The organism is Kitasatospora sp. NPDC057965 (assembly GCF_042887135.1).
Lineage (GTDB): Bacteria > Actinomycetota > Actinomycetes > Streptomycetales > Streptomycetaceae > Kitasatospora.
This window is the reverse complement of record NZ_JBHVPZ010000002.1, coordinates 184,351-209,466: the sequence shown is the minus strand read 5'-3', so window position 1 is coordinate 209,466 and position 25,116 is coordinate 184,351. Positions and strand designations below refer to the sequence as shown.

Genomic DNA, 25,116 nt, shown 5'->3' with positions numbered 1-25,116 from the left:
TCACGACCCGGCCGGACCGGACGACCCGGCCGCATCGAGCGGACCGGGCAGTCCGAGCGGTCCGAGCGGTCCGAGCGGTCCACGGAACCCGACCCCGTGGCGGCGCCGCAGCAGCACGATCTCGATCACCGCCGTCACCGTGACCCCGACCGGGCCCGCGACCAGCGCGACCAGGGCCGCGCCGTGGGTGGAGGTCCCGTCCCTGTCGACGAACAGGACGTGCCCGAGCGCGGTCAGCCAGACCAGCAGTGTCGCCACCAGGGGCCTCACCAGTGGATGCGCACGCACCGCGAAGGAGTTGCGGTGCACGAGGTAGAGCACGCACAGGTTGAACGGCGCCAGCCACAGCAGGAGCACGCCGGCCAACGGAAGGAGGGCCGACCGCATCATGACGACGAACACGACGGCGGTGAACACCCCCACCAGCAGCGGCCGCGCCACCAGCCGCCCCACCTGCCGCCGGGTGCCCGGATAGGCCAGGAGAACCAGCGGCACACAGGCCAGCAGCAACGCGATCGGGCCGGTGAGCAGCATGACGACGCTGTCCTCGCCGATCAGCTCGATGAGCAGGTCGCCGGAGGTCCAGGTGCCGGTGACCGTGCGGACGAGGAACAGGACGATGCCGAGGCCGAGGAGCGCGCGCGGCGTGAGCAGGCGTTCGACGACCGGGTCGAGCGTTTGCGCGGCGGCCCTGGTCACGACCGGTTGGGCGTACGGGCCGAGGACGTCGGCACCGACGGCCGCGGTGACCCCGGAGGCGGTCAGCCGCATCATCCGGTACGGTCCGTAGACCCGGCTCGCCAGCCGCCACGGCAGCAGCACGTCCAGGACCAGCTGGTGGCCCTCCCGTGGTGGCGGCGATGGCATGCGGTAGGGCGGCTGAGCGTAGGCCGCCGCCAGTTCGGCGGGTGATCGCGACACCGTCACGGGCCCTCCCCCGTCCCCCGGCCCTCGTTCCGGTCGGAGCTCGGCCGTAGGTGCACTGTGACAGCGCGCCGGTGGCCTCGCAATCCGGTTTTCCCGATGCGCGCCCCCCTGATCAGGGCCATTCAGACGCTAACGACGGACAGGCTCGGACGACACGCACATCAACCCCTTCGGGTGACATGCCTATCTTTGACGCGGCCCCGGTATCTAGGGTTTGAAGCACCGTTGGTTCACGAAGGGATACCCACCATGTACCGCACCGTCCGTACCTTCGCCGTCCTCATCGCCGCCATCGGCGCCGTTTCCCTGCCCACCACCCAGGCCTTCGCCGACGAGGTGACGGTCAACACGACGACCATCACCGTGATCGGCACCGGCAACCAGCTCGCCGGTGGCGAGATCACCAACGTCGGCGGCGACGCCATCATCGGCTCCTTCGACGGCATCGACGTCCACTGACCCCACCGCCGCACCGGACACGCAGCATCGAACACGCACCGCCCGCGCCCGCCCCAGGCGCGGGCGGTGCCGCGTCCACCCGGCCGGACCCGCCAGGACGGTCGGCCCCGGGACGGTCAGCGCCGACCGCCGAACTCCCATCGGTGGACCTCGACGGCGGCGTAGTGGTGCGGGGTGAGGACGGCCCCGGCGGCGTCCGGGTCGGGGGCGCGGAGCAGGGCGGCGGTGCCCAGCCAGGTGCCGGCGTCGTCGGAGAGGAGCGGACCGTAGGCGATCAGCTCGTCGCGGTCGGGCGGGGGCGTGAGGTCGGCGGGCCGGCCGGCACCGAGGCCGAGCACCAGGTAGCGGTCGCCACCCGTGGGGCCGCCGGGGAACTCCGCCATGGTGCGGCCGAGGAGGTTGCGCCACCGGCGCACCAGGACGTCCCGGTAGGCGCCCGCCTGGTAACAGGGCTCGTCGAAGGCGAACGCGCGGGCCGCGGCGGGGTCCGGCAGGTCGAGGATGTGGACGCTGCCGGTGGGGGTGCCGGCGTCGCCGAAGGTGGGGCCGCGGGCGATCATCTCGGCGGCGAACCGGTCCATGTAGGACCAGTGTTCCTCCCTCAGGTCCTGGCGCAGCGACCCGGAGTGCGGCCGGTCCCGGTGGTAGGTGAAGAACTCCATGCCCGCAGGGTGCCGCCCCCCGACCCGGCGCGTCGACCCGATTTCCACCCCGGCCTCGGCAACCCGGCCCGCGCGGCATCGGCTCCCCTTGATGAAGCGGCCCTTCGACGCTTCCCTCTGCTGTTGTCAAGGAACGAGGACGCCCCGGGCCGCACCGCCCTCCGGGACCGGCCGCCCCGCGCGGAGCACCACGCGCTCAGGTCTGGCGCTGCGGGTGGTACTCCGCCTCGGTTATGCCGAAGGTCCAGGCCACCCCGGCGCGGGCGGTGAGCGTGCTGGGCGGCACCCGCAGCCAGTAGGTGCGGAAGGTGCCGTCGGGCTCGGCGGTGGAATTGACCACCTCGACCATCACCACCGCCTCGTCGTCGGGCAGCTCGATCCGCCAGAGCACCCCGGTCTCGTCCTGGTGCACCGGGACGGCGCCGGAGTCGGTCAGGTACCGCTCGTAGCCGTAGTGCTCCAGAAGGACGCGGCGCAGCTCTGCGTTCTCCTCGGTGCGGATTCGCTCGACGGTGACGGTCCCGAGCCCGGCGAGGAACTCGGCGGGCACCGGCATGCCCCGCCAGGCGTGCAGGGCGAAGCCGTCGGAGTATGCCAGGGCCGGGCCGTCGGCGCGGTCGAGCCGGCCGGCCTCGTCGCGGTGCAGGGCGACCGGGCGCTCGCTGACCAGTGCCACGTCCGCGTACGGCCACCACCAGCCGGCGCTGCCGGCGACCTCGGCCAGCGCGGCGATCGCCTCGCCCGCAGGGCCGCCCGGCGCGTCCGACGACGAGCCGAGCACCCCGGCCGCCTCGAAGGCGGCGAACCAGGGGGCGTCGTGCTGGCCGCGGACGGCGTCGAGCAACGCGAGGCGGACGGCGGTCCGGCGCTCGCGGGCCGCCTCGACCACGTCGTCATCGTCGTTCTCGGTGTCCGGCTCGGGCGCGAGCCGGTCGAGGACGGCGCCGCGGATCCGGTCGGCGAGCGCGTTGGTCACCGGGCCGAGCTCGCCGCCGGTCAGCGCCCAGAGCGGTGCCCAGCCGGCCGCGCCGGTCCGCTCGACGGCCTGCCGGCGCACGGCGTCCCACGGGAGGGTGCGGACCGCCTCGCGCACTGTCACGGCGCCCGCCGCGCGCAGCTCCAGCGCCGCCTCGACGGCCGCCTGCGGCGAGCCGAACCACCGCACCGCGGCGGGCTCGGCCAGGCCGGCCGCCCGGTAGGCGGCCCGCACCGCCCGCTCGACGCCCACCCGGTCGGCCGGGCCGGTGGCGGCGGCCGCAGCCCGCCAGCGGGCCGTCACCTCGGCCGGCCCGCCCGCCACGGGGGCCGGTGCCGTCTGTCCAGTCACCATCACACTCTCCGTTCCCGGCCGGGCACCCCGCCCGGCCGTGCCGCGGGCGCCACGCGCCCGCCCCGATCCTGGTCCCTCGTCCGCGCGCCCCGGCGCGCGCCGTCCGTCCGTCAGTCCGCGACCATGCGCACCGCGCCCGGCACGTACTCGCGCTGGCGGACCACCCGGTACCAGCCCTTGGGCAGCGGGATCGCCGCATGCTCCTCGTGGACCACCCGGCCGCCCTCCGGCAGGTGCAGCCACGCCGTGCCGAACGGCCCCGACTCGCGCCGCAGCTCCCCCGGGCCGACCACGGCGTGCGCGTGCCCGGTGACCTCGCCCAGTGCCAGCACCAGCCGGCCCCGCACGTCCCTGGGCTGCACGGCCAACGAACCCACCCGGCCCGGCACCGCCGGCTCCTCCACCGGCACCAACAGCACGTCTCCCTGACGGAACATCAGCTCTCCCTCGCCGACTCGACGACGCATCGGAATCCCACGTCACGGACCATAGGGCAAGGGTCCGACAACGACGCCCGGTACCCGCGTGGCGGCTGTGCCGGACGGGGCCGGCGGGGCGTGCGGGGAGCAGAGTGCAACGCGCCCGGGCGACGCCCCGGGCACCGGATTGTCGGTCCGGGCTGGTAGACACTTGTTCGGCCCGCACCGACCCTCCGAGGAGCAGCGCATGACGGTCAACAACCACATCGAGGAGTTCCACGGCCTTCCCGTCTTCGACTTCGTCGCGGCCGTCGACGAGGGCGCCGCGCTGCCCGAGCCCGCCGCCGCGGCCTGGAAGATCGCCGTCGAGTTCGAGGCCGACCAGGACTGGGCCACGCGCTGGCAGCAGTTCCTGGAGCGCGTGGACACCGCCCGGGTGACCGCCGTGGTGGTCGGCGAGTGGTCGCAGGACGGCCCGGAGAGCTTCGCCGGGCCGCTGGCCGCGATCCTCGGCGCCGCCGACCGGCTGCCCGCCCTGCGCGGCCTGTTCATCGGCGACATCACGTACGAGGAGAACGAGATCTCCTGGATCCAGATGGTCGACGTGACGCCGGTGCTGACGACCTTCCCGCTGCTCACCGAGCTGGTCGTGCGTGGTGCCTCCGACGAATCGGGCGGGGGCGAGGGCATCTCGCTCCGGCCGGTGCGGCACGAGCACCTGCGGGCGCTGCGGTTCGAGTCGGGCGGCCTGCCGAGCGAGGTGCCGAAGGCGGTCGCGGCGAGCGAGCTGCCCGCGCTGGAGCGGCTGGAGTTCTGGCTCGGCGTGGCGGGTTACGGCGGCACCACCAGGCTCGCCGACCTGGAGCCGTTCCTGGACGGCGCGCGCTTCCCCGCGCTGCGCCACCTCGGCCTGCAGAACAGCGAGATCGAGGACGAGATCGCCGCCGCCGTCGCGCACGCCCCGGTGGTGCCCCGGCTGGAGTCGCTGAACCTGTCGATGGGCGTGTTCACCGACCAGGGCGCGACGGCGCTGCTGGAGGGCCAGCCGCTCACCCACCTCAAGTCCCTCGACCTGCACCACCACTACCTCACCGACGCCATGCAGCAGCGGCTGCGCGAGTCCCTGCCGGGTGCGGTGATCGACCTTTCCGGGGCCGGCCGGCCCGACGACCAGTGGCGCTACGTCGCCGTCGCCGAGTAGCCCGCGCCCACCCGTCCGTTACCCGCATCCGCTCAAGCACCAGCGCCAGTCATGCCGCCCAGGGGGGCACCCGTGTTCATCACCAAATCCGTCGACCGCTTCCTCCACCTGCCGGTCGTCACCTTCTCGCTCAACGAGCCCCACCGGGGCGACCGGCACAGGCTGATCGACGAGCTGCCGGCTGCGGACGCCGCCGCCTGGCGGCTGGCCGTCGGCTACGGTTCCAAGGCCGGCTTCGACGACGTCTGGTCGGCCTTCCTCGCCGCGGTCGACCCGGCCGCCGTTCGCGCCCTGCTCATCGGCCCCTGGTGGATGCGGGACTACGTGCCGGTGGGCGAGACGCTCGCCCGGATCGTCGCCGACGCCGAGCGGTTCCCCGCCCTGGAGGCGCTGTTCATCGCCGACGTGACGTCCGAGGACTGCGAGATCTCCTGGCTGGAGATGTCGGACATCACCCCGGTGCTGAAGGCGTTCCCGCAGCTCACCGACCTGGTGGTACGCGGCGGCAACGGACTCGTGCTCCACCCGGTCCGGCACGACCGGCTGACCGACCTGCGCTTCGAGAGCGGCGGGCTGCCCGACGACGTGGTGCGGGCGGTCGCGGCCAGCGAACTGCCCGCGCTGGAGCGCCTGGAGCTGTGGCTGGGCGTCGACGAGTACGGGGGCGACGCGACGATCGACGACCTCGCACCGTTCCTGGCCGGCACCCGGCTGCCGTCGCTGCGCCACCTCGGCCTGGAGAACAGCGAGTTCCAGGACGAGATCGCCGCCGCTGTCGCGCACGCCCCCGTCGTGCCGCAGCTGGAATCGCTGAGCCTGGCCATGGGCGTGCTGAGCGACGAGGGCGCGGCCGCGCTGCTCGACGGCCAGCCGCTCACCCACCTCAAGTCCCTCGATCTGCACCACCACTACCTCACCGACGCCATGCAGGAGCGGGTGCACCAGGCCCTGCCGGGCGTGGAGGTCGACCTCTCCGACGCCGAGGAGGACGACGAGGACGAGTGGCGCTACGTCGCGGTGGCCGAGTAGGCGGGCACCGATGCTGACGACGACCCCCCAGACCGCCGACCGGACCGCCGGCGGGGCCGCCACCCGGGCCGACGACCCAACCCGGGCCCGGGCTCCGCGTCCGCCCCGGCCAGAGCACCGGCTCCCGCCGGACGGGCGGCTGACCGTGCTCGGCAATCCCGGCCACCGCCGGGTGACGCTGTTCGCGGCCGCCGCCCGGGCCGCCGGCCTGCCCGAGCCCACCGTCCTGCCCTGGCTCGACCTGCTTCGCGGTGCGTACCGGCTGCCCGAGGGCACCGTGCTGCGCATCGAGTCGCCGGGAGAGGAGGAGGCGGTGGACGCGCTGCTGCGCGGACCGGCGCTCGGCGCCCAGTACGCGCCGACCCGGGTCGAGGGCGGCGCGGCCTGGTACGCCGGGGTGACGGCCGCGCTGCGCGCGCTGGCCGGGACCCCCGGAGTGCGGCTGCTCGGCGACCCGGAGGAGATCTCCGTGATGTTCGACAAGCGGCGCACGCACGCACTGCTGTCGCGCGCCGGCGTGCCGGTGCCGCGTGCCCTCGGCGGGGCGACCGTCACGGGCTGGGAGGACCTCCGTGCCCGGCTGGACGCCGACGGGCTGCGCCGGGTCTTCGTCAAACCGTCCCACGGCTCCTCCGCGTCGGGGGTGGTGGCGCTGGAGTTCGGGCCGCGCGGCCAGTTGCGGGCCACCACCTCGGTGGAGCTCGCCGACGGGCGGCTGCACAACTCGCTGCGGGTGCGCCGCTACCGGGAGGAGCGACTGGTCGCGGAGCTGGTCGACCGCCTCGCCCCGGACGGCCTGCACGTCGAGCAGTGGGTGCCGAAGGCCTCGCAGTCGGGGCGCTCGGCCGATCTGCGGGTCGTGGTGGTCGCCGGACGGGCCACCCATGCGGTGGTCCGCACCAGCGCCCAGCCGATGACCAACCTCCACCTCGGCGGCGCCCGGGGCAGCCTCGACCTGGCCCGCGAGGCCGCCGGACCGGCCTGGCCGGACCTGCTGGAGACGGCGGAACGGGCGGCGGCCTGCTTCCCGAACTCCCCGATGGTCGGCGTCGACGTGCTGCCGACCGCCGCGTGGCGACGCACGGTGGTCGGCGAGGTCAACGCCTTCGGGGACCTGCTGCCCGGCCTCACCGGCCTGCCCGGCGGCCCCGCCGAGGGCCTGGACACCTACGCCGCCCAACTCGCCGTCCTCGGCGCCGCACCCACCCACGACGCCGCAGCCGCAGCCGCACCCGCACCCGCACCCGCACCCGCACCCGCACCCGCACCCGCACCAACGATCCACCCACGTACGGAACAGCCCTGATGAACCACCGCCCCAGCACCCCCGCCCCCGCCGTCCCCGCCGACTCGCCCGACATGAACGCGGTGGTGGGCAGCCACGACCTGCTGCTCGTCACGCTCGACACCCTGCGCTTCGACGTCGCCGAGGAACTGGCCGCCGCCGGACGGATCCCCCACCTGGCCGCCCACCTGCCCGGCGGACGCTGGGAGCGACGGCACTCCCCCGGCAGCTTCACCTACGCCGCCCACCAGGCGATCCTGGCCGGCTTCCTGCCGACCCCCGCCTCGCCGAACGGGCCGCACCCGCGCCTGTTCGCCGCCCGGTTCGCCGGTTCCGAGAGCACCGCGCCGCGCACCTGGGTGTTCGACGCCCCGGACCTCCCGACCGCGCTCGCCGGCGCCGGCTACCGGACGGTCTGCATCGGCGGGGTCGGCTTCTTCAACAAGCAGGGCCCGCTCGGGTCGGTGCTGCCCGGTCTCTTCCAGGAGAGCCACTGGTCACCGGAGATGGGCGTCCCCTCGCCGACCTCCTTCGAGGAACAGGTCGCCCGCGCCGAGCGGGTCGCCGCCGAGCAGCCCACCGACCAGCCACTCTTCCTCTTCCTCAACGTCTCGGCGCTGCACCAGCCGAACTGGTTCCACCTGCCCGGCGCCACGCGCGAGCACGGCGACAGCCGGGCGAGCCACGCCGCCGCCCTGGAGTACGTGGACGCCCACATCGGCCGGCTGTTCGCGGCGATGAGCGCCCGTCGGCCGTGCTTCGCGATCGTCTGCTCCGACCACGGCACGGCCTACGGGGAGGACGGCTACACGGGCCACCGGATCGGCCACGAGGTGGTCTGGACGGTCCCGTACGCGCACTTCACGCTCCCCGCGAGCACCCCGCCGTCCGCCGCGCCCGCCGAGGAGACCGCATGACCACCGCCCCCGCCCGGCCGGCCCACGACCCGGCGCCCGCGCCCCCCTCCGTGCCGGGCTCCACGCCGACAGCCGAGCCGACCGCCGGGCCCGTCGCCGAGCCCGTCGCCGAGCCCGTCGCCGAGCCGCCGTACGCTCCCCCCTACCAGTCGTACGTCTACGCCTACCCCCACAAGACCGCCTACCGGGAACTGTCGGACCGGCCGCCGCTGCGCGAGCTGTGGGCGGGCGAGCCGCAGCACGCGCTCTCCCTCTACCTGCACATCCCGTTCTGCGAGGTGCGCTGCGGCTTCTGCAACCTGTTCACCCGGATCGGCGGCCCCGACGGCCTGACCACCGCCTACCTGGACGCGCTGGACCGGCAGGCCGTGGCCGTGCGCGCGGCGCTGGACGAGGGCGCCCGGTTCGCGCTCGCCGCGTTCGGCGGCGGAACCCCGACCTATCTGAGCGCCGCCGAGCTGGAGCGGCTCTGCGACATCGCCGAGCACCGGATGGGCGCCGACCTGCGGGCGGTCCCGCTGTCGGTCGAGGCCTCCCCCGCCACCGCCACCGCCGACCGTCTGGCGGTGCTCGCCGAGCGGGGCGCCACCCGGCTGAGCCTGGGTGTGCAGTCCTTCGTGGACGCGGAGGCGCGATCGGCGGTGCGCCCGCAGAAGCGCGCCGACGTCGAGGCCGCGCTGGGCCGGATCCGCGACGCCGGGTTCCCGGTCCTCAACATCGACCTCATCTACGGCATCGACGGCCAGACCGAGGCGAGCTGGCTCCACTCGCTGGACGCCGCGCTGGCCTGGCAGCCCGAGGAGCTGTACCTCTACCCGCTCTACGTGCGCCCGCTGACCGGCCTGGCCCGGCGCGGGGAGGCGGAGGGCCCAGACGAGTGGGACGCCCGCCGGCTGGCCCTCTACTGCGCCGGACGCGACCACCTGCTCGCCCACGGCTACCAGCAGGTGTCGATGCGGATGTTCCGCCGCGCGGCCGCGCCACAGGCCGGGGTGAGCGAGTACGCCTGCCAGACCGACGGCATGGTCGGCCTCGGCTGCGGTGCCCGCTCCTACACGTCCCGCCTGCACTACTCCTTCGACTACGCGGTGGACGCGACCGAGGTGCGCCGCATCATCGACGACTACGTGGCGACCGAGTCGTTCGACCGTGCCGTGGTCGGCCGGGCGATGACACCGGCCGAGGCACGGCGGCGGCACCTCGTGCAGTCGCTGCTCCAGGCCGAGGGGCTGGCGCTCGGCGAGTACCGGGCCCGTTTCGGCGGCACGCCGACCGAGGACTTCCCCGCCGAACTGGCGGAGTTCGCGGCCCGCGGCTGGCTGGCGGACGACGCGGACACGGCCCACCGACTGCGGCTGTCCCCCGAGGGGCTGGCGCACTCGGACGCGGTCGGGCCGATGCTGTTCTCGCCCGAGGTGCGCACGCTGATGGCCGGATACGAGGCGAAATGACCTTCCTCGGCATGCCCACCGCCGCGTCCGCCTCCCCCGACGCCGCTCCCGATCAGCCCGTCGACCTCGGCATCCTCTACCGGGGCCCGCTGGCCTCCTGCGACTACGACTGCCCGTACTGCCCGTTCGCCAAGCGACGCGACACGCCCGGGCAACTGCGCGCCGACCGTGCCGCGTTGGAGCGGTTCGCCGGCTGGGTGGCCGGCCGCGCCGGCACCGGCGACACCGTCTCGGTGCTGTTCACCCCCTGGGGCGAGGCGCTGGTGCGGTCCTGGTACCGGCGCGCCATGGTGGAGCTGAGTCATCTGCCGCACGTCCCGCGGATCGCCGTCCAGACCAATCTCAGCTGCCGCACCGGCTGGCTGGCCGAGGCCGACCTCGACACCCTCGCGCTCTGGGTCACCTACCACCCCGGCCAGGTCGACCACGGCCGCTTCCTCGCCAAGTGCCGCGAACTCGACGCCCTGGGCGCGCGGTACAGCATCGGGGTGGTCGGGCAGCCGGAGCACCTGGCGGCGGCCCGGCGGCTGCGCGCCGAGCTGTCCCCCGCCGTCTACCTCTGGATCAACGCCGCCGAGGGGTACACCTACACCGACGAAGAGGCGGCCGCCTGGACCGCGCTCGACCCGCACTTCGGCTTCAGCCGCCACGCCCACCCCAGCGCCGGCCGCCCCTGCCGCACCGGCGAGTCGGTGCTCTCAGTCGACGGGGACGGCACCGTCCGCCGCTGCCACTTCGTCCGCGAGGAACTCGGCAACCTCTACGACGGCTCCTACCGCGCCCGGCTCGCCCCGCGCCCCTGCCCGCTGCCGGTCTGCGACTGCCACATCGGCTACGTCCACCTGGAGACCCTGCCGCTGTACGACGTCTTCGCGGGCGGTGTCCTGGAGCGCATCCCGCACACCTGGTGACGAGCCGCCACCGGACAAATCCGGTTGCGGGACGACCGCAGCGCGTGACACCGTGACCGTGGTCCGCACGTCAGTGATCCCACGAAAGGGGCCGCTCATGGCAGGCCGCGCCGTACCCGGCCTGGTGCTCGGCGACTCCTCGGTCGGCACGCCGACCGGGGAGCCGCACCGCGTCTGACGCACCTTTGTTCCCCTCCTCGTCGGCGTGTCCTTCGTGCCCTTACGCACGTTCGACCACGAGGAGTCCCAGTGCTCGCAACCACCCGCACCGACGCCGGTACAACCGTCACCGCCCTCACTCCTGCTGATCCCTCGACCACCCGCTGGCACAGCGAGACCGGCGCGCCGCCACCCGACCGCGTCGTCCTCGCCGACGACCGGCTGCGGGCCGACGCCGCCCACCGGCTGATCTCCCAGGGTGCCGCCGTGCTCTGGCAGGGCGACTACCACGGCGCCCGCCAGCTGCTCACCGCCCTCGCCCGCCGGGCCGAACGCGAGGCACGCCCACAACGAGCCGCCGGCACGACCACCCCGGGTGAGGCGTTCCGGGAACAGAGGCGTGAGCGCGCCCGGACCGCGGGTCTGCTCGGCCATCTCGTGGTGCGGTTGGAGGCCGACCACGCCCTCCTGCTGCGCCGCGCACCCGACGTCCGGCAGGCCTGCCGCGAGGCGTACGGACCGTCCGACGGGCCGCGACTGGTCGCGCTCCGGGAACTGCTCGGCGTCCTCGGCGCGTGGCAGTGGCACCAACGGGGCGTGCATGTGCCCGCACTCGGTGCACGTGTCCATCCGCGCTACGGCGTGTTCGCCCCGGTCCGCGGCGAGTACGTCGACCTGGTGGCCCGGGCGCCGATTCCCGCCGCCGCGCTCGACGGCGGGACGGTGTTCGACCTCGGCACCGGCACCGGAGTACTGGCCGCCGTCCTGGCGCGACGCGGGGCCGGACGGGTGCTGGTCACCGACGTGAATCCGCGAGCCCTGCTCTGCGCCCGCGACAACGCGCGCCGCCTGGGCCTGGCCCACCGCATCCGAGCGGCCGGGACCGACCTCTACCCGCCCGGCGGCAGGCGGGCCGGTCTGGTGGTCTGCAATCCACCGTGGCTGCCGGCCGAGCCCACCTCCGTTCTGGAGCAGGGCGTCTACGACTCCGGCGGCCGAATGCTGCACTGCTTCCTCGGGGGGCTGGCGGAGCGCCTCGCGCGCGGCGGCGAAGGCTGGCTGATCCTCTCCGACCTCGCCGAGCGCCTCGGTCTGCGTTCGCGCGCCGACCTTCACGCGGCCTTCGCCGCCGCCGGTCTGCGCGTCGCCGGCCGCCTCGACATCCGCCCCCGGCACCCCCGCGCGACCGGGGCCACCCGACGCACCGGCGTCTGGGACATCGATCCGCTCGGTGCGGCCCGCGCCGCCGAGGTGACATCGCTGTGGCGCCTCGTCCCGGTGTGACGCCCCGTCGTCCGCCGGGCACAGCGAGCCACACCGGCCGTCCAAGAGGCGTCCGGTGGTCGTCCTGCGTGGCCGAGCCCAGTGGGGCGTACCTACGCTGGAGGGAGGAGGCGATCAGCATGCTTGGAGACGCACCCCTGGTGGCGATCATCCCTGCCGTCGACCTGGCCCGGGCGAAGTCCTTCTACACCGACACCCTCGGCCTCAAACTCACCGACGCCGGCCCGGAGGGCGACCTGACCTTCGAATGCGGCGGCACCGAGTTCGGCATCTACGAGACACCCAGCGGCGGCCAGGCCGCCCACACCCTGGCCAGTTTCAAGGTTCCCGATCTGGACGCGGAGATGGCCGCGCTGCGCGGCAGGGGCGTCGAATTCGAGGACTACGACATACCCGGACTGAAGACCGTCAACGGCGTCGCGGAGGCCGAAGGCATGCGCGCCGCCTGGTTCAAGGACAGCGAGGGAAACATCCTCTGCCTGAACGAGCGGACCAACAGCTGACGGCCGCCGGATCCGACATTCGCACGCCCGGCCGGGACGATCCCGGCCGGGCGTCGGCATGCCCGCCGCCCCTGGACCCCCACGGGCCGCCCGCGGCAGACCCGGTCACCCGAAATCGGCCCCTACCCGGATTTCCTCCCCAATGATCCGCCCGCCCATTGTCCGGTTTGTAGCGATACAGAGCGCTATGCGAGCAGTGATCGACTTCATCCGTTCTCTGTGGGATTCATCACGAGGCGTCCGGCCCGCACCCCCGACGATCGGCGGGGTTCGCCGACCGGGATTTGACGTCGGCCGATCGCCTTGGGGATAGTCCGTTCCGGACCGACCGGGCGACACCACCGATCTCCTGCTCGGGGGCAAGGAGAGCGGGGGCTCGATGCGATTTCCGAAGATTGTGGGCACGCTGCTCGTGGCAGCCCTGAGCGCGCCCCAGGCGCCGGTCGGCGCCACCCCGAAGGACCTCACCGAGTCGGCAACCGCGGCCGTCGCATCCGCCGCATCGGGCGACGAATCGTTCCTGCAGATCGTCGCGCACCAGGACGACGACATCCTCTTCATGAACCCGGACCTGAACCGGCAGTACGCGGCGCCGTCGGTCACCGTCTACCTGACCGGCGGCGAGACGCCGGGCACCTCGCTCGGCAGCCCGTGCGCCTACTCCGAGAGCCGGAACTCCGGCGCCCGGGCCGCGCACGCACGGCTGGCCGGGGTGGCCGAGCCGACCTGGAGCACCACCGCACTACGGCTGACCGGCGGGAAGACCGTCCAGCTCGACACCCTGGACCAGGCGCCGCAGATCAAGCTGGTGTTCCTCAGGCTGCACGAGGGCGGCGACGGGAACTACCCCGACGGCGGCAACCGGGCCACCCTCGACACCCTCTTCACCGAGGGCTCGGGAGGGCCGTCCCACCAGTCCACGCTCGGCAGCCTGCCTGCGGACGGCGAGTGCGACCCCGCGTACGCGCACCAGGACTACACCCACGACGAGCTCGTGGCCACGCTGACCGAGCTGATGGAACGGTTCCGCCCGACCGTGCTGCGCGCCCAGGACCCGCGCGTGCCGTACGGCTACAGCCGCGATCCGCTCAATCCCGCCGACCACGCCGACCACATCGCCGCCGCGCGATTCGCCGGAAAGGCCGCACTCGGTTATCACGGACCGGACGGAAACGGCCGGGTGATTCTCCGGAACTACCGCGACTACAACGTGCGCATGGAGCCGCCGAATCTTCCCGCCAGTTCCGCGAAGGAGAAGAAGAAGACCTTTCTCGCCTATCTGGGACCGAAACGCCCCGGAACCGGCGGCGGATATTCCGGCGCGTACGACCCCCAGCCGAATCCGGACGAGGCGAATTTCTACGCGGACTTCCCGTCCCGGCAGTATCCGCGCTGGTCGAACGGCACCGCATGGGCGGCGCAGGACGGCACCGGCACGCTGAACGCCTTCGCCGTGCTCGACAACCGGGTGCAGGCCTGGCGCGAGTCCGGGCCGGGCGGCGCATGGAGCGGACCGGTGCCCGTGCCCGGCGGCGAGGGCCTCGCGGCCGCGCTCGGCGTGGTGCGGGACGCCGCCGGGCTGATCCACCTGTTCGGCGTCCGGCTCGACGACGACCGGATCGTCACCGTCGCCCAGACCGCCCCGGGCAGCTGGGGCGACTGGACGGTGCTCGGCAACCCCGACCGCGTCACCCCGGGGTTCATCGGCAGCCCCGTCCCGGTCCTCGGCGGAGACGGGCGGCTGACCGTCTTCGTCCGCAACGCGGGCGGCGGCGTCAGCGCGCTCGGCCAACTGCCCGACGGCGGCTGGCCCGCGGACTGGACCGACCTCGGCGGCACCCAGGTGCGGGACGGCCTGGCCGCCGCCCTCGCCACCGACGGCCGGGTCGAGCTGTTCGCGCCGACCAGGGACGGGATCGGGCACTGGCGGCAGTCGGCACCCGGCGGCCCCTTCGTCCGGGACGCCGCCTTCCTCGGCCCGCCCCCGGCGGGACCGCTCACCACGAGCCGCACCGCGGACGGCCGGCTGGGGCTCTTCTTCCACCAGGCCGGTACCGGACAGGTCGTCACCCGCTACGTGCGGCCGAACGGCTCCTGGACCACCACACCGGAGTCGCTGGGCGGCCCGGCCGGTCTGGAGGGTGTCGCCGCGGTGACCGGCACCGACGGCCGGACGACCGTGGCCATCCGCAACGCCGCCGGCGGGATCAGCCTGGCCTCGCAGCCGGCCGCCAACCGGGGCTCCGCCGCGTCGTGGTCCGACCTCGGCCGGCTGATCGTCGGCGCGCCGACCGTGGCACTCGACGCCGTCGGCCACCGCGTCGTCCTGGCGCTCGGGCCGGACGCCGTCCTGCGCACCGCCCGGCAGAGCGGCCCGGGGGCCGACAGCCCCTTCGACCCCTGGCAAGCGGCGGGGAACTGAGCCCGGCCGCGGTCGCTGCCGCCGACGCCCGGGTCGGACTCAGTCCTCCGCGGCGAGCCCCGGGACGGCGGTGTCGAGGGCGAGGGTGAGCCGGTCCAGCAGGGCCCGCAGGGCGGCGAGCTCCTCGACGGGCAGACCGGTGGCGGCGAGCAGGCGCCGGGGCACCAGACCGGCGCGCTCCCGCAGGGCGGAGCCCTCGTCGGTGAGGCTGACGGTGACCGAGCGCTCGTCCTCGGGGCTGCGCTCGCGGCGCACCAGGCCGGCCGCCTCCAGCCGCTTGAGCAGCGGGGACAGGGTGCCGGAGTCGAGCCGCAGGCGCTCACCGATCCGCTTGACCGGCAGGTCGCCGTCCTCCCAGAGGACGAGCATGACCAGGTACTGCGGGTAGGTCAGGCCGAGGTCCTTGAGCAGCACCCGGTAGACGCCCCCGAAGGCACGGGAGGCGGCGTTCAGCGAAAAGCAGATCTGCCGGTCCAGCCGGAGCAGATCGGCGTCGTCGGGCAGGTCCGAGAGGTCGGAGAGCTCGGGGACGTCAGGCAGGTCGGACAGCGCGGTCGGCTCGGTCGGCTCGGTCATGGGTCCATGGTAGCGAGGACGCACGCACTATTGAGTTGTGCGCAATTGAATTGCGTGCTCTACTTATCTCCGGCAGGCGGCCCGCCCGGACCGCCGGACCGAGACTTCGAACCGCAGGACGGAAGGGAACGGACATGGACGCGCTCTACACCGCAGTCGCCACCGCCAACGGCCGGGAGGGCCGCGCGGTCAGCTCCGACGGGCAGCTCGACCTCGCCCTGGCCATGCCGCCCGGCCTCGGCGGCAGCGGTCAGGGCACCAACCCGGAGCAGCTGTTCGCGGCCGGCTACTCCGCCTGTTTCGCCAGCGCGCTGAGCCTGGTCGGCCGCCAGTCGAAGGTGGACACCGGTGACATCTCGGTGACCGCCGAGGTCTCCATCGGCCGCGACGGCGAGGGCTTCGGCCTCTCGGTGGTGCTGCGGGTCGAGCTGCCGGAGGCGCTGGCGGGCGAGACCGGCGAACTGCTGGTCAAGAAGGCCCACGAGGTGTGCCCGTACTCCCGCGCCACCCGCGGCAACATCCCGGTCGAGCTCGTCGTCGAGTAGGTCACGCAGGTCACGCAGGTCACGCACGTCGCGTAGATCGAACCGATCGAGCGGGTCGAGCAGCCGGACCATCCGAGCGGTCGACGGGGCCCGTCGCGCAGGTGCGCGGCGGGCCCCGTCGCGTCAGCCGCCCGGCGCCTCGGGCGGACGCGGCGGCGGAGGCGGGCCGGACGGGGCGGGCGGAACAGGCGGCGGCGCGCCGGGCGTCGGCCCGCCGCCCGTCTCACGCAGCACGTCCAGGCGGTGCCGGTACTCCTCGGCGTCGATCTCACCGCGCGCGAACCGCTCCGCGAGAACCTGCTCGGGCAACGGCCCCGACGGCGCCCCGGCCGGCGGACCGGGCGGACCCGGCGGGCCCGCGACCCAAGCGCCCTTGGACGGCGGCCCGGGCGCCCGCGACTGCCGGACCAGGACCACCGCGACGGCCACCAGCGCCAGCACCACCAGCAGCAGCCCCAGCGCCATCAGACCCAGGCCCCAGCCGCCGAACCCATGGCCGTAGCCATGGCCGTTCCAGTACCTCATCACGACCTCCTCACCACCCCGGCCGGGCGGGTGGCGGCCGTGACGGCCGGCCCGCACCGGGGCGATCGGCGCCTCACCACCATCGTGCGCCCGCGCCCGTCGGGACGGCGTGAGGAGCCGGGACGGCGACCCGGGGACGGGGGCGGGGAGCACGGCGCGGATAGCGCCGACGAGCATCGTCGGCGCCCGCCCGGCGATCCGGGAATCCCCCGGACCCGGGCCCGCCCGCACCGGGCCGGGTAGCGTTCGCCCCATGAACCACCACCCGCCGGCCGACGACCGTGAGCGCCTCGTCGCGGCCGGGGTGCTGCTCCGCTACCAGGACCACCGCCCTCATGCCGCCCTCGGCCACTCCGCCATCGGCTACGTCTCCACGGTGCTCTGGTTCGAGCTCACCGCGCTGGCCATCTCGCCCGACGCCGCGGCGACGACCGCGCACGCACTGCTGCGGACCATCGCCGCCAACGCGGTGGACGCGGCGCTCTCGCCCGGCAACGAGTCCGCGCCGCGCAACGACCTCTACGTGACGTATCCCGCGCACATCGGCCCGTACCGGCGGGTGGTCTGGTTCCAGCGCTCGGGCCCGCGCGGCCTGATCACGGCGATGTTCCCGCCCGAACACTGACCGCCCGAACACTGACCGCCCGAACACTGACCGCCCGAACACCGGCCGCCCGAACACCGACCGCCCGAACACCGGCCGCCCGAACACCGACCGCCCGAGCACCGGCCACCACCGCACGCCCCCCGGTCACGCCCGCCCCGGCGATCCCGCTCCCGCACCCGGGCCGCCGCGCTCCACCCGCAGGCTGTGGCAGGTCCAGCCGAACCGGTCCGGCCCGTAGGCCGGCGGACGGGCGTGGTACGTGCCGTCCGCGACCGACAGGTTGACGATCAGGTAGGCGTGCCAGTCGGAGCCGACACCGCGACGGTCGGCGTGGATGAGGGTGTCGTCGACGAACCAGTCCACCGAGTACGCGCCGAAGACGGCCCGCAGGCCGAAGCTGGCCCCGGGGGCTATGCCGGCGTCGGCCCCGTGCCAGTAGCGGTAGCCGCCCCGGACATGGTTGGAGATCTCCAGCAGGTCCGGGTTGTCGGGGTGGTACTCGAACACGTCGATCTCGTTGCCGCCGTCCCGCCACGTCCAGATCGCCGGCCAGGCGCCCAGCGCGACGGGCAGGGTGACCTGCGCGCTCAGGGTGTCGCCGGTGCGGAGCTGGAAGCCGTCCGGGCTGCCCTCGGTGGTGAGCAGGTTGCACGTCCACAGGTCCCCGCCGTGCCGCCGGGTGGCGGTGAACAGGCCGTCGGGGCAGTAGGCGCGGCTGAGGAAGTCGAGTTTGTGGTCGCCCCGATTGGTCGGCCCCATCCGGGGGTAGGCGCTGCTGCGCCCCGCGACCCATTGGCTGGTCGATGTGAAGTCCGCGTCGAACACGACGGCCACGGCTGCCTCCCCGGTACCCGGCGGCGCGGCGGCCCGCTACCGCCGCACACGCTGAGTGAGATACCCGGTACGCAGCGCGATATTCGAACCGGACACTCCGGGTCCAGCCGGGCGTCCGGTCGAACGACGCGGAAGCGGGCCCGATGCGCGGGCGTGCGGGTTCAGGCTATGGGTGCAGGCGCGTCGCTCCCGCGCGCGCCATCACCGCCCACGCCCCCCGACCCACCGATTCCGCCGAGTTCACCGAATCCATCGTCGGAGGCGGCCGGGGAGCCGCCGTCCGGGCCCACGCCGCCGAAGATGTCGGCGCTCAGCCGGTCGGTCACCGACACCACGCCGTCGACCGAGCGGCAGAGGTTCAGCACGATCGGGACGAGGTGCGGCTCGGGCACCGTGCCGCTGAGCACCACCCGCCCCTGGTCGACCTCGACGCCCACCTCGGCGGGGCTCACACCCTCGATCCGGCCGAGCACCTCCTCCACGATCTCCCGGCGGATCACCCGGTCCTCGCGCAGGAAGACCCGCAGCAGGTCGCCCCGGCTGACCATGGCGAACACCCGGCCGTCCTGGTCCAGCACCGGCAGCCGCTTCAGGCCGTGCCGGCTCATCAGCCGGGCCGCCGCGACCACGCTGGCCTCCGGGGTGGTGCAGACCGCCGGGCCGGTCATCAGATCGGCGGCGGTGACCGCGCCGCCCGGGCCGGTCCGGGGGAGGTCCGGCGGCGGCATGTGGCTCCCCGGGTCCTCCTGGGCCGCCAGGGTGAGCAGCAGGTCGGCCTCCGAGACTATGCCGAGCGGCCGGCCGTCGCCGTCCACCACCGGCACCCCGGTGATGTCGTACTCGGCCAGGAGCGCGACGATCTCCCGGAAGCCGGTCTGGGGAGCGACCTGGACCACGGGACTGGTCATGACTGATTCGACGGTGGCATGCCGCACGCCGGTTCACCTCGTCCGAAGGCGCGGTCCGACCGGACCCCGTCGTCCAATCGGCTGTACCAGCGAGCATCTCCCCCGACCGGGCGATCCGCCAGGGGCCAAGGGGCTGAATCGACGGGACCAAGGACCCCTCCCGCCCTACGCCGTTCAGACCCGGACGGCACCGGACCGCCCCGCCCGCGCCCCGCCCCCGGAACGGCACCACTACGCCGGACGGGCGACACCGGCCTGCGCCGGGCTGCACCGGCCTGCCGACCCGCCTGCCGACCCACCCGGTCACCCGCCCGGGGCCGCCCGTCGGCTACCGGAGCGCGAGCATCGCCGCGGCGACCTCGCCGACCGCCGTGTCGGGGATCGCGGTGGCGGCCTCGTCGAGGACGAGCAGCCGTGCCCCGGGGATCTCGCGGGCGAGTGCTTCGCCGTTGCCGACGGGGAAGAACGGGTCGCGGCGGCCGTGGACGACGAGCGTGGGCGCCGCGATCCCCGGCAGCCGCTCGCGCCAGCGGGGTGTGCAGTCGAGCCTGGCGAAGACCAGGCCCAGCTGGTTGGCCAGGTGGACCGGGGGCGTCGTGCCGGGCGTGCGGTCCCAGACGCGCGCGGCGACGGCGTGTGCGGCGGCGGGGTCGTCGCCACGGATCTCCGCGCCGGCGGCGGCAAACGCGGAAACCGCCTCGCGGTCGGCCCAGTCGGGCATCGGGCGCGCGAACAGCCGGCTCATCGTCGCCGGGTCGTGGTCGGGGAGGTCGTCGTCGGTCGGGCCGGGGGCGACCGGCCGGGTGCCGACCAGGGTGAGCGCCGAGAACGCGCCCGGGTGGTCGAGCACGGCCACCTGGGCGACCATTCCGCCGACGCCGATGCCCGCGAGGTGCGCGGGTCCCCCGCCGAGTACGTCGACGAGGGCCGCCGCGTCGGCGGCGAGGTCGCGCAGGGCGTAGGCGGGCGCCTGCGGATCCGCCGCCGTCGACTCCCCGCTGTCGCGCAGGTCGTAGCGCACCGCACGGCGCCCGCCGGCCGCGAGCCGTTCGCAGAGCGCGTCGGGCCAGGAGAGCATCGTCGTGCCGCCCGCGAGCAGGACGAGCGGCGCGTCGTCGTCGCCGAACGACTCGATGCCCAGGGTGATCCCCTTGGCGTTGACTGTGGTCATCGGCTCACCGGATCACGTCGTAGGTCAGGTGCGGAACGGTCGGCGCCGATCGTACGCTCCGGCGCACCCGCGCGGTGCCCGGACCGACGGCCGGTCGGCGGCCGACGCCGCCATCGGCACGGCCGCCCGGATCGCTGCCGACGCGCTGCGCAGCCGGTAGCCGGGTACCGGTCCCGGCAGAGGGAACCGGAGCGCTTCCGCCGAGGCCGGAACGGCGGTGGACATCAAGCGGCGGCGGTGCCGGTCAGTGGGTCGTCCCGGTTGCCCGGGACGACCCGCTGACCGATGAGGCCCCGGCCGGGCCCCGATGAGCAGGGGCGGGCTACCCGACCGTGCCGATGTGAACCACGGGTGGATGTTCTTGACGTTGGGCTGGGTCTTCTGGTTGTAGATCTCCTTGCCGTCCGTAGGCCTTACCTCGGGCCCCTGGCGGCGGAGCGGCTGGTCACCCCTTGTGACCGGACGGCATCCCGGCTTGTGACAACGGGCCGCACCCGCAGCGGCGCGGCCGGCCGCGCCGCTGCGGGTGCGGGTGCGGTCGGGGGCGGCGATCATCGTGGCGATGGCCGACCGCCTTCCGGGAGCCGCCGTGACCGATGCCGCAGACCCCCTCCCTCCCCGTCCGCTGCGCTGCCTGGTCACCGGGGCCACCGGCTACATCGGCGGCCGACTGGTACCGGAGCTGCTGGCGGCCGGGTACGGCGTCCGGTGCCTGGTCCGGGATCCGGACCGGCTGCGGGACCACCCGTGGCGCGAGCGGGTGGAGGCCGCCGCCGGGGACGTCACCCGCCCGGAGAGCCTGGACGGCGCCTTCGCCGGGATCGACGTCGCCTACTACCTGGTGCACGCCCTCGGGACCGGACCCGGGTTCGAGGCCACCGACCGGGCCGCCGCCGCGGCGTTCGGACGGGCGGCGGCCCGGGCCGGGGTGCGCCGGATCGTCTACCTGGGCGGACTCGCCCCCGCCGGGGTTCCGGCCGGGCGGCTCTCCCCGCACCTGCGCTCACGGGTCGAGGTCGGCCGGGTGCTGCGGGACAGCGGCGTGCCGACCGCGGAGCTGCGGGCCGCGGTGATCATCGGTTCGGGGTCGGCCTCCTTCGAGATGCTCCGGTACCTCACCGAGCGCCTGCCGGTGATGGTGACCCCGCGCTGGGTGGACACCCGGATCCAGCCGATCGCCGTACGGGACGTGCTGCGGCTGCTGGTCGGGGCCGCCGGCCTGCCGTCCGAGGTGAACCGCGCCTTCGACATCGGCGGGCCGGAGGTGCTGACGTACCGGCGGATGATGGAGCGCTACGCGGCGGTGGCCGGGCTGCCGCGCCGGCTGATCCTCGCCGTCCCGGTCCTCACCCCTCGGCTCTCCAGTCTCTGGGTCGGCCTGGTGACGCCGGTGCCGGGGTCGCTCGCCCGGCCGCTGGTGGAATCGCTGCGGTACGAGGTGGTGCGCGGCGAGCACGACCTCGACCGCTACCTGCCGGAGCCACCGGGCGGCGGCATCGGCTTCGACGCGGCGGTCGGGCTCGCGCTGCGGAGGATCCGGGACGCCGACGTCGCCACCCGGTGGTCCTCCGCCTCGCTTCCCGGCGCCCCGAGCGACCCACTGCCCACCGACCCGGACTGGGCCGGCGGCAGTCTCTACCAGGACGTCCGGGAGCTGCGGGTGGACACCGATCCGACGGCGCTGTGGCGGGTGGTGGAGGGGATCGGCGGCGAGAACGGGTGGTACTCCTTCCCGCTCGGCTGGGCCGTGCGCGGCTGGGTCGACCGGCTGGTCGGCGGTGTGGGGCTGCGCCGGGGGCGGCGGGACCCGGCGCGGCTGCGGGTCGGCGAGTCGCTGGACTTCTGGCGGGTGGAGGAGATCGAACCGGGGCGGCTGCTGCGGCTGCGCGCGGAGATGCGGCTGCCCGGCCCGGCCTGGCTGGAGCTCACGGTCGCCCCGGACGGCGCGGGCGGCGCCCGCTACCGGCAGCGGGCGCTGTTCCACCCGCGCGGACTGGCCGGGCACGCGTACTGGTGGGCGGTGGCGCCGTTCCACGCCGTGGTGTTCGGCGGGATGGCCCGGCGGATCACCGAGCAGGCGGCACGCGGACCGGGCGGCGGAGCGGCACGCGGACCGGGCGGCGGACCGGGCGGCGTCCCCGCGGACGGCTCAGCGTGAGTGGCGCAGTTCCTCCAGCTCGCCGGTCATCCGGTCCAGGAAGCGGGCCACGGCGGCGAGTTCGCCGGGCGTGAACTCGGCGCGGACCGTCTCGGTGCGGCGGGCGACCGGCGCGAACCACTCGGCCGCCATCCGGCCGGCGCCGGGGAGGTAGTGCACCAGGACCAGCCGCCGGTCGGCCGCGTCCCGGGTGCGGCGGACGTGCCCGGCGCGCTCCAGGCGGTCCAGCACCGCGGTGACCGCGCCCGAGGAGAGGCCCAGCTCCTCGCCGAGCCGCCCGGGGGTGATCCCCGGCGGCGGCTCGGCGGGGCCGTCCTGGGCGCCGTGCGGTGTCGGACCGGCACGCATGATCGCGAGCAGGGCCTGGACGTCGGTGGTGTGCAGACCGCTCGCGGCGGCGAAGCCGTGGCCGAGCAGGTTCATCTCGGAGGCGAGGTCCTGCAGCAGACGGCCGAGCTCCGGCGTACCGGATCCCCGCGGTTCCCCCTGCTCCGCCTGTTCCGCCTGGTGCGCCAAGGCGTGTTCTCCGGTTGCGTGCGACGTCGGGCTAACCCGTTCAGCCTAACGGTGTCGCCCGCGCTCACACCCCCGGGCCGACGCGTTCACCCGCCGGAGCCGGATCCGGCTCCGACAACGCCGGGCGGGCGACGACCGCCCGCCCGGTCCGGGCCGGCCACCAGACCCGGTCACCGAGGTCCCGCACCAGGGCGGGCACCAGCAGCGAGCGCACCAGCAGGGTGTCCAGCAGCACCCCGAACGCCACGATGAAGGCGATCTGGGCGAGGAAGGCCAGCGGGATCACGCCCAGCGCGGCGAAGGTCGCGGCCAGCACCACGCCCGCCGAGGTGATCACCCCGCCGGTGGCGGTGAGCCCGCGCAGCACCCCCTCCCGGGTGCCGGAGCGCAGGGCCTCCTCGCGCACCCGGGTCATCAGGAAGATGTTGTAGTCGACCCCGAGCGCGACCAGGAACACGTACCCGTACAGCGGCACGGACGGGTCGACGGCGGAGAACCCGAAGACGTGCGGGAAGACCACCGCGCTCACGCCGAGCGTCGCCAGGTAGGAGAGCGCGACGGTGGCAGCCAGCAGCACCGGTGCGAGCAGCGAGCGCAGCAGCAGGACGAGCACGGCGAGCACGCACAGCAGCACCACCGGTGTGATCAGGGTGCGGTCGCGCGCGGCGGTGGTCCGGGTGTCCTCCTGCTGGGCGGTGTAGCCGCCGACCAGCGCGTGCGCGTCCGGGACGGCGTGTACGGCCTGCCGCAGCCGGTGGACGGTGGCGATCGCCTCGTCGCTGTCGGCCGGGTCGGTGAGCGTCGCCTCCAGCCGGACCCGGCCGTCGACGACCAGCGGCGCGCCGCCCGGTGCCCCGGCGGTGGTGGCGCGCACGCCTGCCACCCCGGGGACGGCGGCGACCGCCGCGGTGACGGCCTCGGAGCGGTCGGCGGCGGCGATCACCACGGCGGGGTTGCCGCTGCCGCCGGGGAAGTGCGCGGAGAGCATCCGCTGGCCGGCCGCCGAGGGCTGGGCCTTGACGAACAGTTCGCTCTGCGGCACGCCACCGGCGTCGAGAGTGGGCGCGAGCGCGGCCAGCGCCGCCAGCACGGCCAGGCTCGCCGCCCACAGGGCGCGCGGGCGGCGGGCGACCAGCGCCGCGACCCGGCCCCAGACCGCGTGCACGGGGGCCCGGCCGTCGGCGGTGGGCCGGGCGGGCCAGTAGGCGGCGCGGCCGGCCAGCACCAGGGCGGCGGGCAGGAAGGTGAGCGCGGAGAGCACCGCGCAGCCGATGCCGATGGCGCCGACCGGGCCGAGCGCCCGGTTGTTGGTCAGGTCGGAGAGCAGCAGGACGAGCAGGCCGAGCGCGACGGTGGCGCCGGAGGCGGTGATCGGTTCGACGGACTGCCGCCAGGCGGTGCGCATCGCGGCGAACCGGTCGCCGTGCAGGTGAAGCTCCTCCCGGAAGCGGGCGCAGAGTAGCAGGCCGTAGTCGGTGGCGGCCCCGATGACGAGGATCGACAGCAGGCCCTGGACCTGGCCGTCGACGGTGACCAGGCCGTGGTCGGCGAGCAGGTAGACCAGGGCGCAGGCGATGCCGAGGGCGAAGACGGCGCCGAGGATGACCAGCAGGGGCAGCAGCACGGCGCGGTAGACGGCGAGCAGGATCAGCAGGACGACACCGAGCGCCACGCCGAGCAGCAGGCCGTCGATACCGGCGAAGGCACCGCCGAGGTCGGCGAGGATCGCGGCGGGTCCGGCGACGCCGACGGTGGTGTCGGGGACGCCTTCGGCGAGGGCGCGGACCGCGCGCACGGTGTCGCCGGTCTCCCGGCCGAGGTCGGCGCGCAGTTGGACGACGCCCTGCAGGGCGCGGCCGTCGGCGGCGGGCAGGGCGGGCGAGACGCGTCCGGTGGCGCCGGGCAGCGCGGCGGCGGCGTGCAGGGCCTGCTCGGCGGCGGCGCGCCGGGTGTCGTCGACGGAGCCGGTCCGGCTCTCCCAGACCAGGATGACCGGCAGGGCGTTCCCGGCCCGGAAGTCCGCGCCGAGCCGGGCGGCCTCGGTGGACTCGGCGCTGCGCGGCAGGAAGGCAGCCCGGTCGTTGGTGGCGACCTCGCCGAGCCGGCCCGCGTAGGAGCCGAAGGCGCCGCCGAGGCCGAGCCAGACGACCAGCAGCGCGAGCGGGACGAGCAGCCGGGCCCGGCGCCGCCGGGCGGACGAAGCGGACGAGGCAGGGGAAGCGGACGAGGCCGACGGATTCGACGGGGAGGCCGGTGGAGCGGCGGGGGCGGGACGGTCAGCGGGCATGGCGGGCGCCCTCCGGGCTGGGGCGGGGTG

The 25,116-nt window shown here is 74.8% G+C and carries 24 protein-coding genes; 13 read left to right on the top strand and 11 right to left on the bottom strand.

Annotation, left to right across the window (positions count from 1 at the left end):
• Entirely contained in the window at positions 1-927 is a 927-nt protein-coding gene (locus tag ACFVVU_RS02830) for a hypothetical protein (protein WP_387788038.1), read from the bottom strand.
• A 249-nt stretch (positions 928-1,176) separates the two neighbouring features.
• On the opposite strand from ACFVVU_RS02830, the gene ACFVVU_RS02825 reads away from it, so the two are divergent.
• Complete coding sequence (locus ACFVVU_RS02825; protein WP_355359097.1) at positions 1,177-1,386, top strand: hypothetical protein; 210 nt, start codon at positions 1,177-1,179, stop codon at positions 1,384-1,386.
• A gap of 116 nt (positions 1,387-1,502) precedes the next feature.
• On the opposite strand, the gene ACFVVU_RS02820 is transcribed toward ACFVVU_RS02825, so the two are convergent.
• The 3 genes from ACFVVU_RS02820 to ACFVVU_RS02810 form a co-directional block, all read right to left on the bottom strand.
• Positions 1,503-2,048, bottom strand: a complete 546-nt coding sequence (locus ACFVVU_RS02820) for a YciI family protein (protein WP_380682943.1) — start codon at positions 2,046-2,048, stop codon at positions 1,503-1,505.
• A 196-nt stretch (positions 2,049-2,244) separates the two neighbouring features.
• The gene (locus ACFVVU_RS02815; RefSeq protein WP_387788037.1) at positions 2,245-3,378 is read right to left on the bottom strand and encodes a DUF6745 domain-containing protein; all 1,134 of its coding nucleotides are present in this window, start codon (positions 3,376-3,378) and stop codon (positions 2,245-2,247) included.
• Positions 3,379-3,488: 110 nt separating this feature from the next.
• Positions 3,489-3,815, bottom strand: coding sequence for a hypothetical protein (locus tag ACFVVU_RS02810; protein WP_387788035.1), 327 nt, complete (start codon positions 3,813-3,815; stop codon positions 3,489-3,491).
• A 229-nt stretch (positions 3,816-4,044) separates the two neighbouring features.
• Here ACFVVU_RS02810 and ACFVVU_RS02805 point away from each other — a divergent pair, with 229 nt between their 5' ends.
• From ACFVVU_RS02805 to ACFVVU_RS02765, 9 genes are all read left to right on the top strand, one after another.
• Positions 4,045-4,998 carry an STM4015 family protein gene (locus ACFVVU_RS02805; RefSeq protein WP_387788033.1) on the top strand — a complete coding sequence of 318 codons (954 nt, stop codon included), beginning with the start codon at positions 4,045-4,047 and terminating at the stop codon, positions 4,996-4,998.
• Positions 4,999-5,070: 72 nt separating this feature from the next.
• The gene (locus ACFVVU_RS02800; RefSeq protein WP_387788032.1) at positions 5,071-6,027 is read left to right on the top strand and encodes an STM4015 family protein; all 957 of its coding nucleotides are present in this window, start codon (positions 5,071-5,073) and stop codon (positions 6,025-6,027) included.
• A 10-nt stretch (positions 6,028-6,037) separates the two neighbouring features.
• Positions 6,038-7,333 (top strand): STM4014 family protein, encoded by a 1,296-nt coding sequence (locus tag ACFVVU_RS02795; protein WP_387788030.1) that lies wholly within the window; start codon positions 6,038-6,040, stop codon positions 7,331-7,333.
• A gap of 53 nt (positions 7,334-7,386) precedes the next feature.
• On the top strand, positions 7,387-8,229 hold the full coding sequence (locus ACFVVU_RS02790; protein ID WP_380682955.1) for an STM4013/SEN3800 family hydrolase: 843 nt from the start codon (positions 7,387-7,389) through the stop codon (positions 8,227-8,229).
• Positions 8,226-9,680 (top strand): STM4012 family radical SAM protein, encoded by a 1,455-nt coding sequence (locus ACFVVU_RS02785; protein WP_387788029.1) that lies wholly within the window; start codon positions 8,226-8,228, stop codon positions 9,678-9,680. Before ACFVVU_RS02790 ends, ACFVVU_RS02785 begins: the two co-directional genes overlap by 4 nt.
• Before the next feature lie 11 nt (positions 9,681-9,691).
• A complete protein-coding gene (locus tag ACFVVU_RS02780; RefSeq protein ID WP_387788027.1) occupies positions 9,692-10,591 on the top strand; it encodes an STM4011 family radical SAM protein in 900 nt (299 codons plus the stop codon).
• Between the two features lie 249 nt (positions 10,592-10,840).
• Positions 10,841-12,034, top strand: a complete 1,194-nt coding sequence (locus tag ACFVVU_RS02775; protein ID WP_387788026.1) for a methyltransferase — start codon at positions 10,841-10,843, stop codon at positions 12,032-12,034.
• A 119-nt stretch (positions 12,035-12,153) separates the two neighbouring features.
• Entirely contained in the window at positions 12,154-12,537 is a 384-nt protein-coding gene (locus ACFVVU_RS02770) for a VOC family protein (RefSeq protein ID WP_387788024.1), read from the top strand.
• Positions 12,538-12,916: 379 nt separating this feature from the next.
• Entirely contained in the window at positions 12,917-14,959 is a 2,043-nt protein-coding gene (locus tag ACFVVU_RS02765; RefSeq protein WP_387788023.1) for a PIG-L family deacetylase, read from the top strand.
• 39 nt (positions 14,960-14,998) lie between these two features.
• Here the strand turns inward: ACFVVU_RS02765 and ACFVVU_RS02760 are convergent, their stop codons facing one another.
• Positions 14,999-15,535 (bottom strand): MarR family winged helix-turn-helix transcriptional regulator, encoded by a 537-nt coding sequence (locus ACFVVU_RS02760; RefSeq protein WP_387788021.1) that lies wholly within the window; start codon positions 15,533-15,535, stop codon positions 14,999-15,001.
• A 134-nt stretch (positions 15,536-15,669) separates the two neighbouring features.
• Between ACFVVU_RS02760 and ACFVVU_RS02755 the strand changes: the two genes are divergently transcribed.
• Positions 15,670-16,080: an organic hydroperoxide resistance protein gene (locus tag ACFVVU_RS02755; protein WP_355359061.1), complete on the top strand. Its 411-nt coding sequence runs from the start codon at positions 15,670-15,672 to the stop codon at positions 16,078-16,080.
• Positions 16,081-16,203: 123 nt separating this feature from the next.
• On the opposite strand, the gene ACFVVU_RS02750 is transcribed toward ACFVVU_RS02755, so the two are convergent.
• Positions 16,204-16,605, bottom strand: coding sequence for an SHOCT domain-containing protein (locus ACFVVU_RS02750; RefSeq protein WP_387788019.1), 402 nt, complete (start codon positions 16,603-16,605; stop codon positions 16,204-16,206).
• A 253-nt stretch (positions 16,606-16,858) separates the two neighbouring features.
• On the opposite strand from ACFVVU_RS02750, the gene ACFVVU_RS02745 reads away from it, so the two are divergent.
• Positions 16,859-17,230 carry a hypothetical protein gene (locus tag ACFVVU_RS02745; RefSeq protein WP_380689017.1) on the top strand — a complete coding sequence of 124 codons (372 nt, stop codon included), beginning with the start codon at positions 16,859-16,861 and terminating at the stop codon, positions 17,228-17,230.
• Positions 17,231-17,356: 126 nt separating this feature from the next.
• Here ACFVVU_RS02745 and ACFVVU_RS02740 read toward each other — a convergent pair whose 3' ends face one another.
• The 3 genes from ACFVVU_RS02740 to ACFVVU_RS02730 form a co-directional block, all read right to left on the bottom strand.
• Positions 17,357-18,046, bottom strand: coding sequence for a beta-glucanase (locus tag ACFVVU_RS02740; protein ID WP_387788017.1), 690 nt, complete (start codon positions 18,044-18,046; stop codon positions 17,357-17,359).
• 161 nt (positions 18,047-18,207) lie between these two features.
• The gene (locus ACFVVU_RS02735) at positions 18,208-18,954 is read right to left on the bottom strand and encodes a CBS domain-containing protein (protein WP_387788015.1); all 747 of its coding nucleotides are present in this window, start codon (positions 18,952-18,954) and stop codon (positions 18,208-18,210) included.
• 328 nt (positions 18,955-19,282) lie between these two features.
• Positions 19,283-20,125 (bottom strand): alpha/beta fold hydrolase, encoded by an 843-nt coding sequence (locus ACFVVU_RS02730; RefSeq protein WP_387788014.1) that lies wholly within the window; start codon positions 20,123-20,125, stop codon positions 19,283-19,285.
• 589 nt (positions 20,126-20,714) lie between these two features.
• Here ACFVVU_RS02730 and ACFVVU_RS02725 point away from each other — a divergent pair.
• Positions 20,715-22,283 carry an SDR family oxidoreductase gene (locus ACFVVU_RS02725; protein ID WP_387788013.1) on the top strand — a complete coding sequence of 523 codons (1,569 nt, stop codon included), beginning with the start codon at positions 20,715-20,717 and terminating at the stop codon, positions 22,281-22,283.
• On the opposite strand, the gene ACFVVU_RS02720 is transcribed toward ACFVVU_RS02725, so the two are convergent.
• The gene (locus ACFVVU_RS02720; protein ID WP_380688552.1) at positions 22,275-22,799 is read right to left on the bottom strand and encodes a MarR family winged helix-turn-helix transcriptional regulator; all 525 of its coding nucleotides are present in this window, start codon (positions 22,797-22,799) and stop codon (positions 22,275-22,277) included. The genes ACFVVU_RS02725 and ACFVVU_RS02720 overlap by 9 nt on opposite strands.
• Before the next feature lie 64 nt (positions 22,800-22,863).
• Positions 22,864-25,086, bottom strand: a complete 2,223-nt coding sequence (locus ACFVVU_RS02715) for an MMPL family transporter (RefSeq protein ID WP_387788011.1) — start codon at positions 25,084-25,086, stop codon at positions 22,864-22,866.
• Positions 25,087-25,116: the final 30 nt, after the last annotated feature.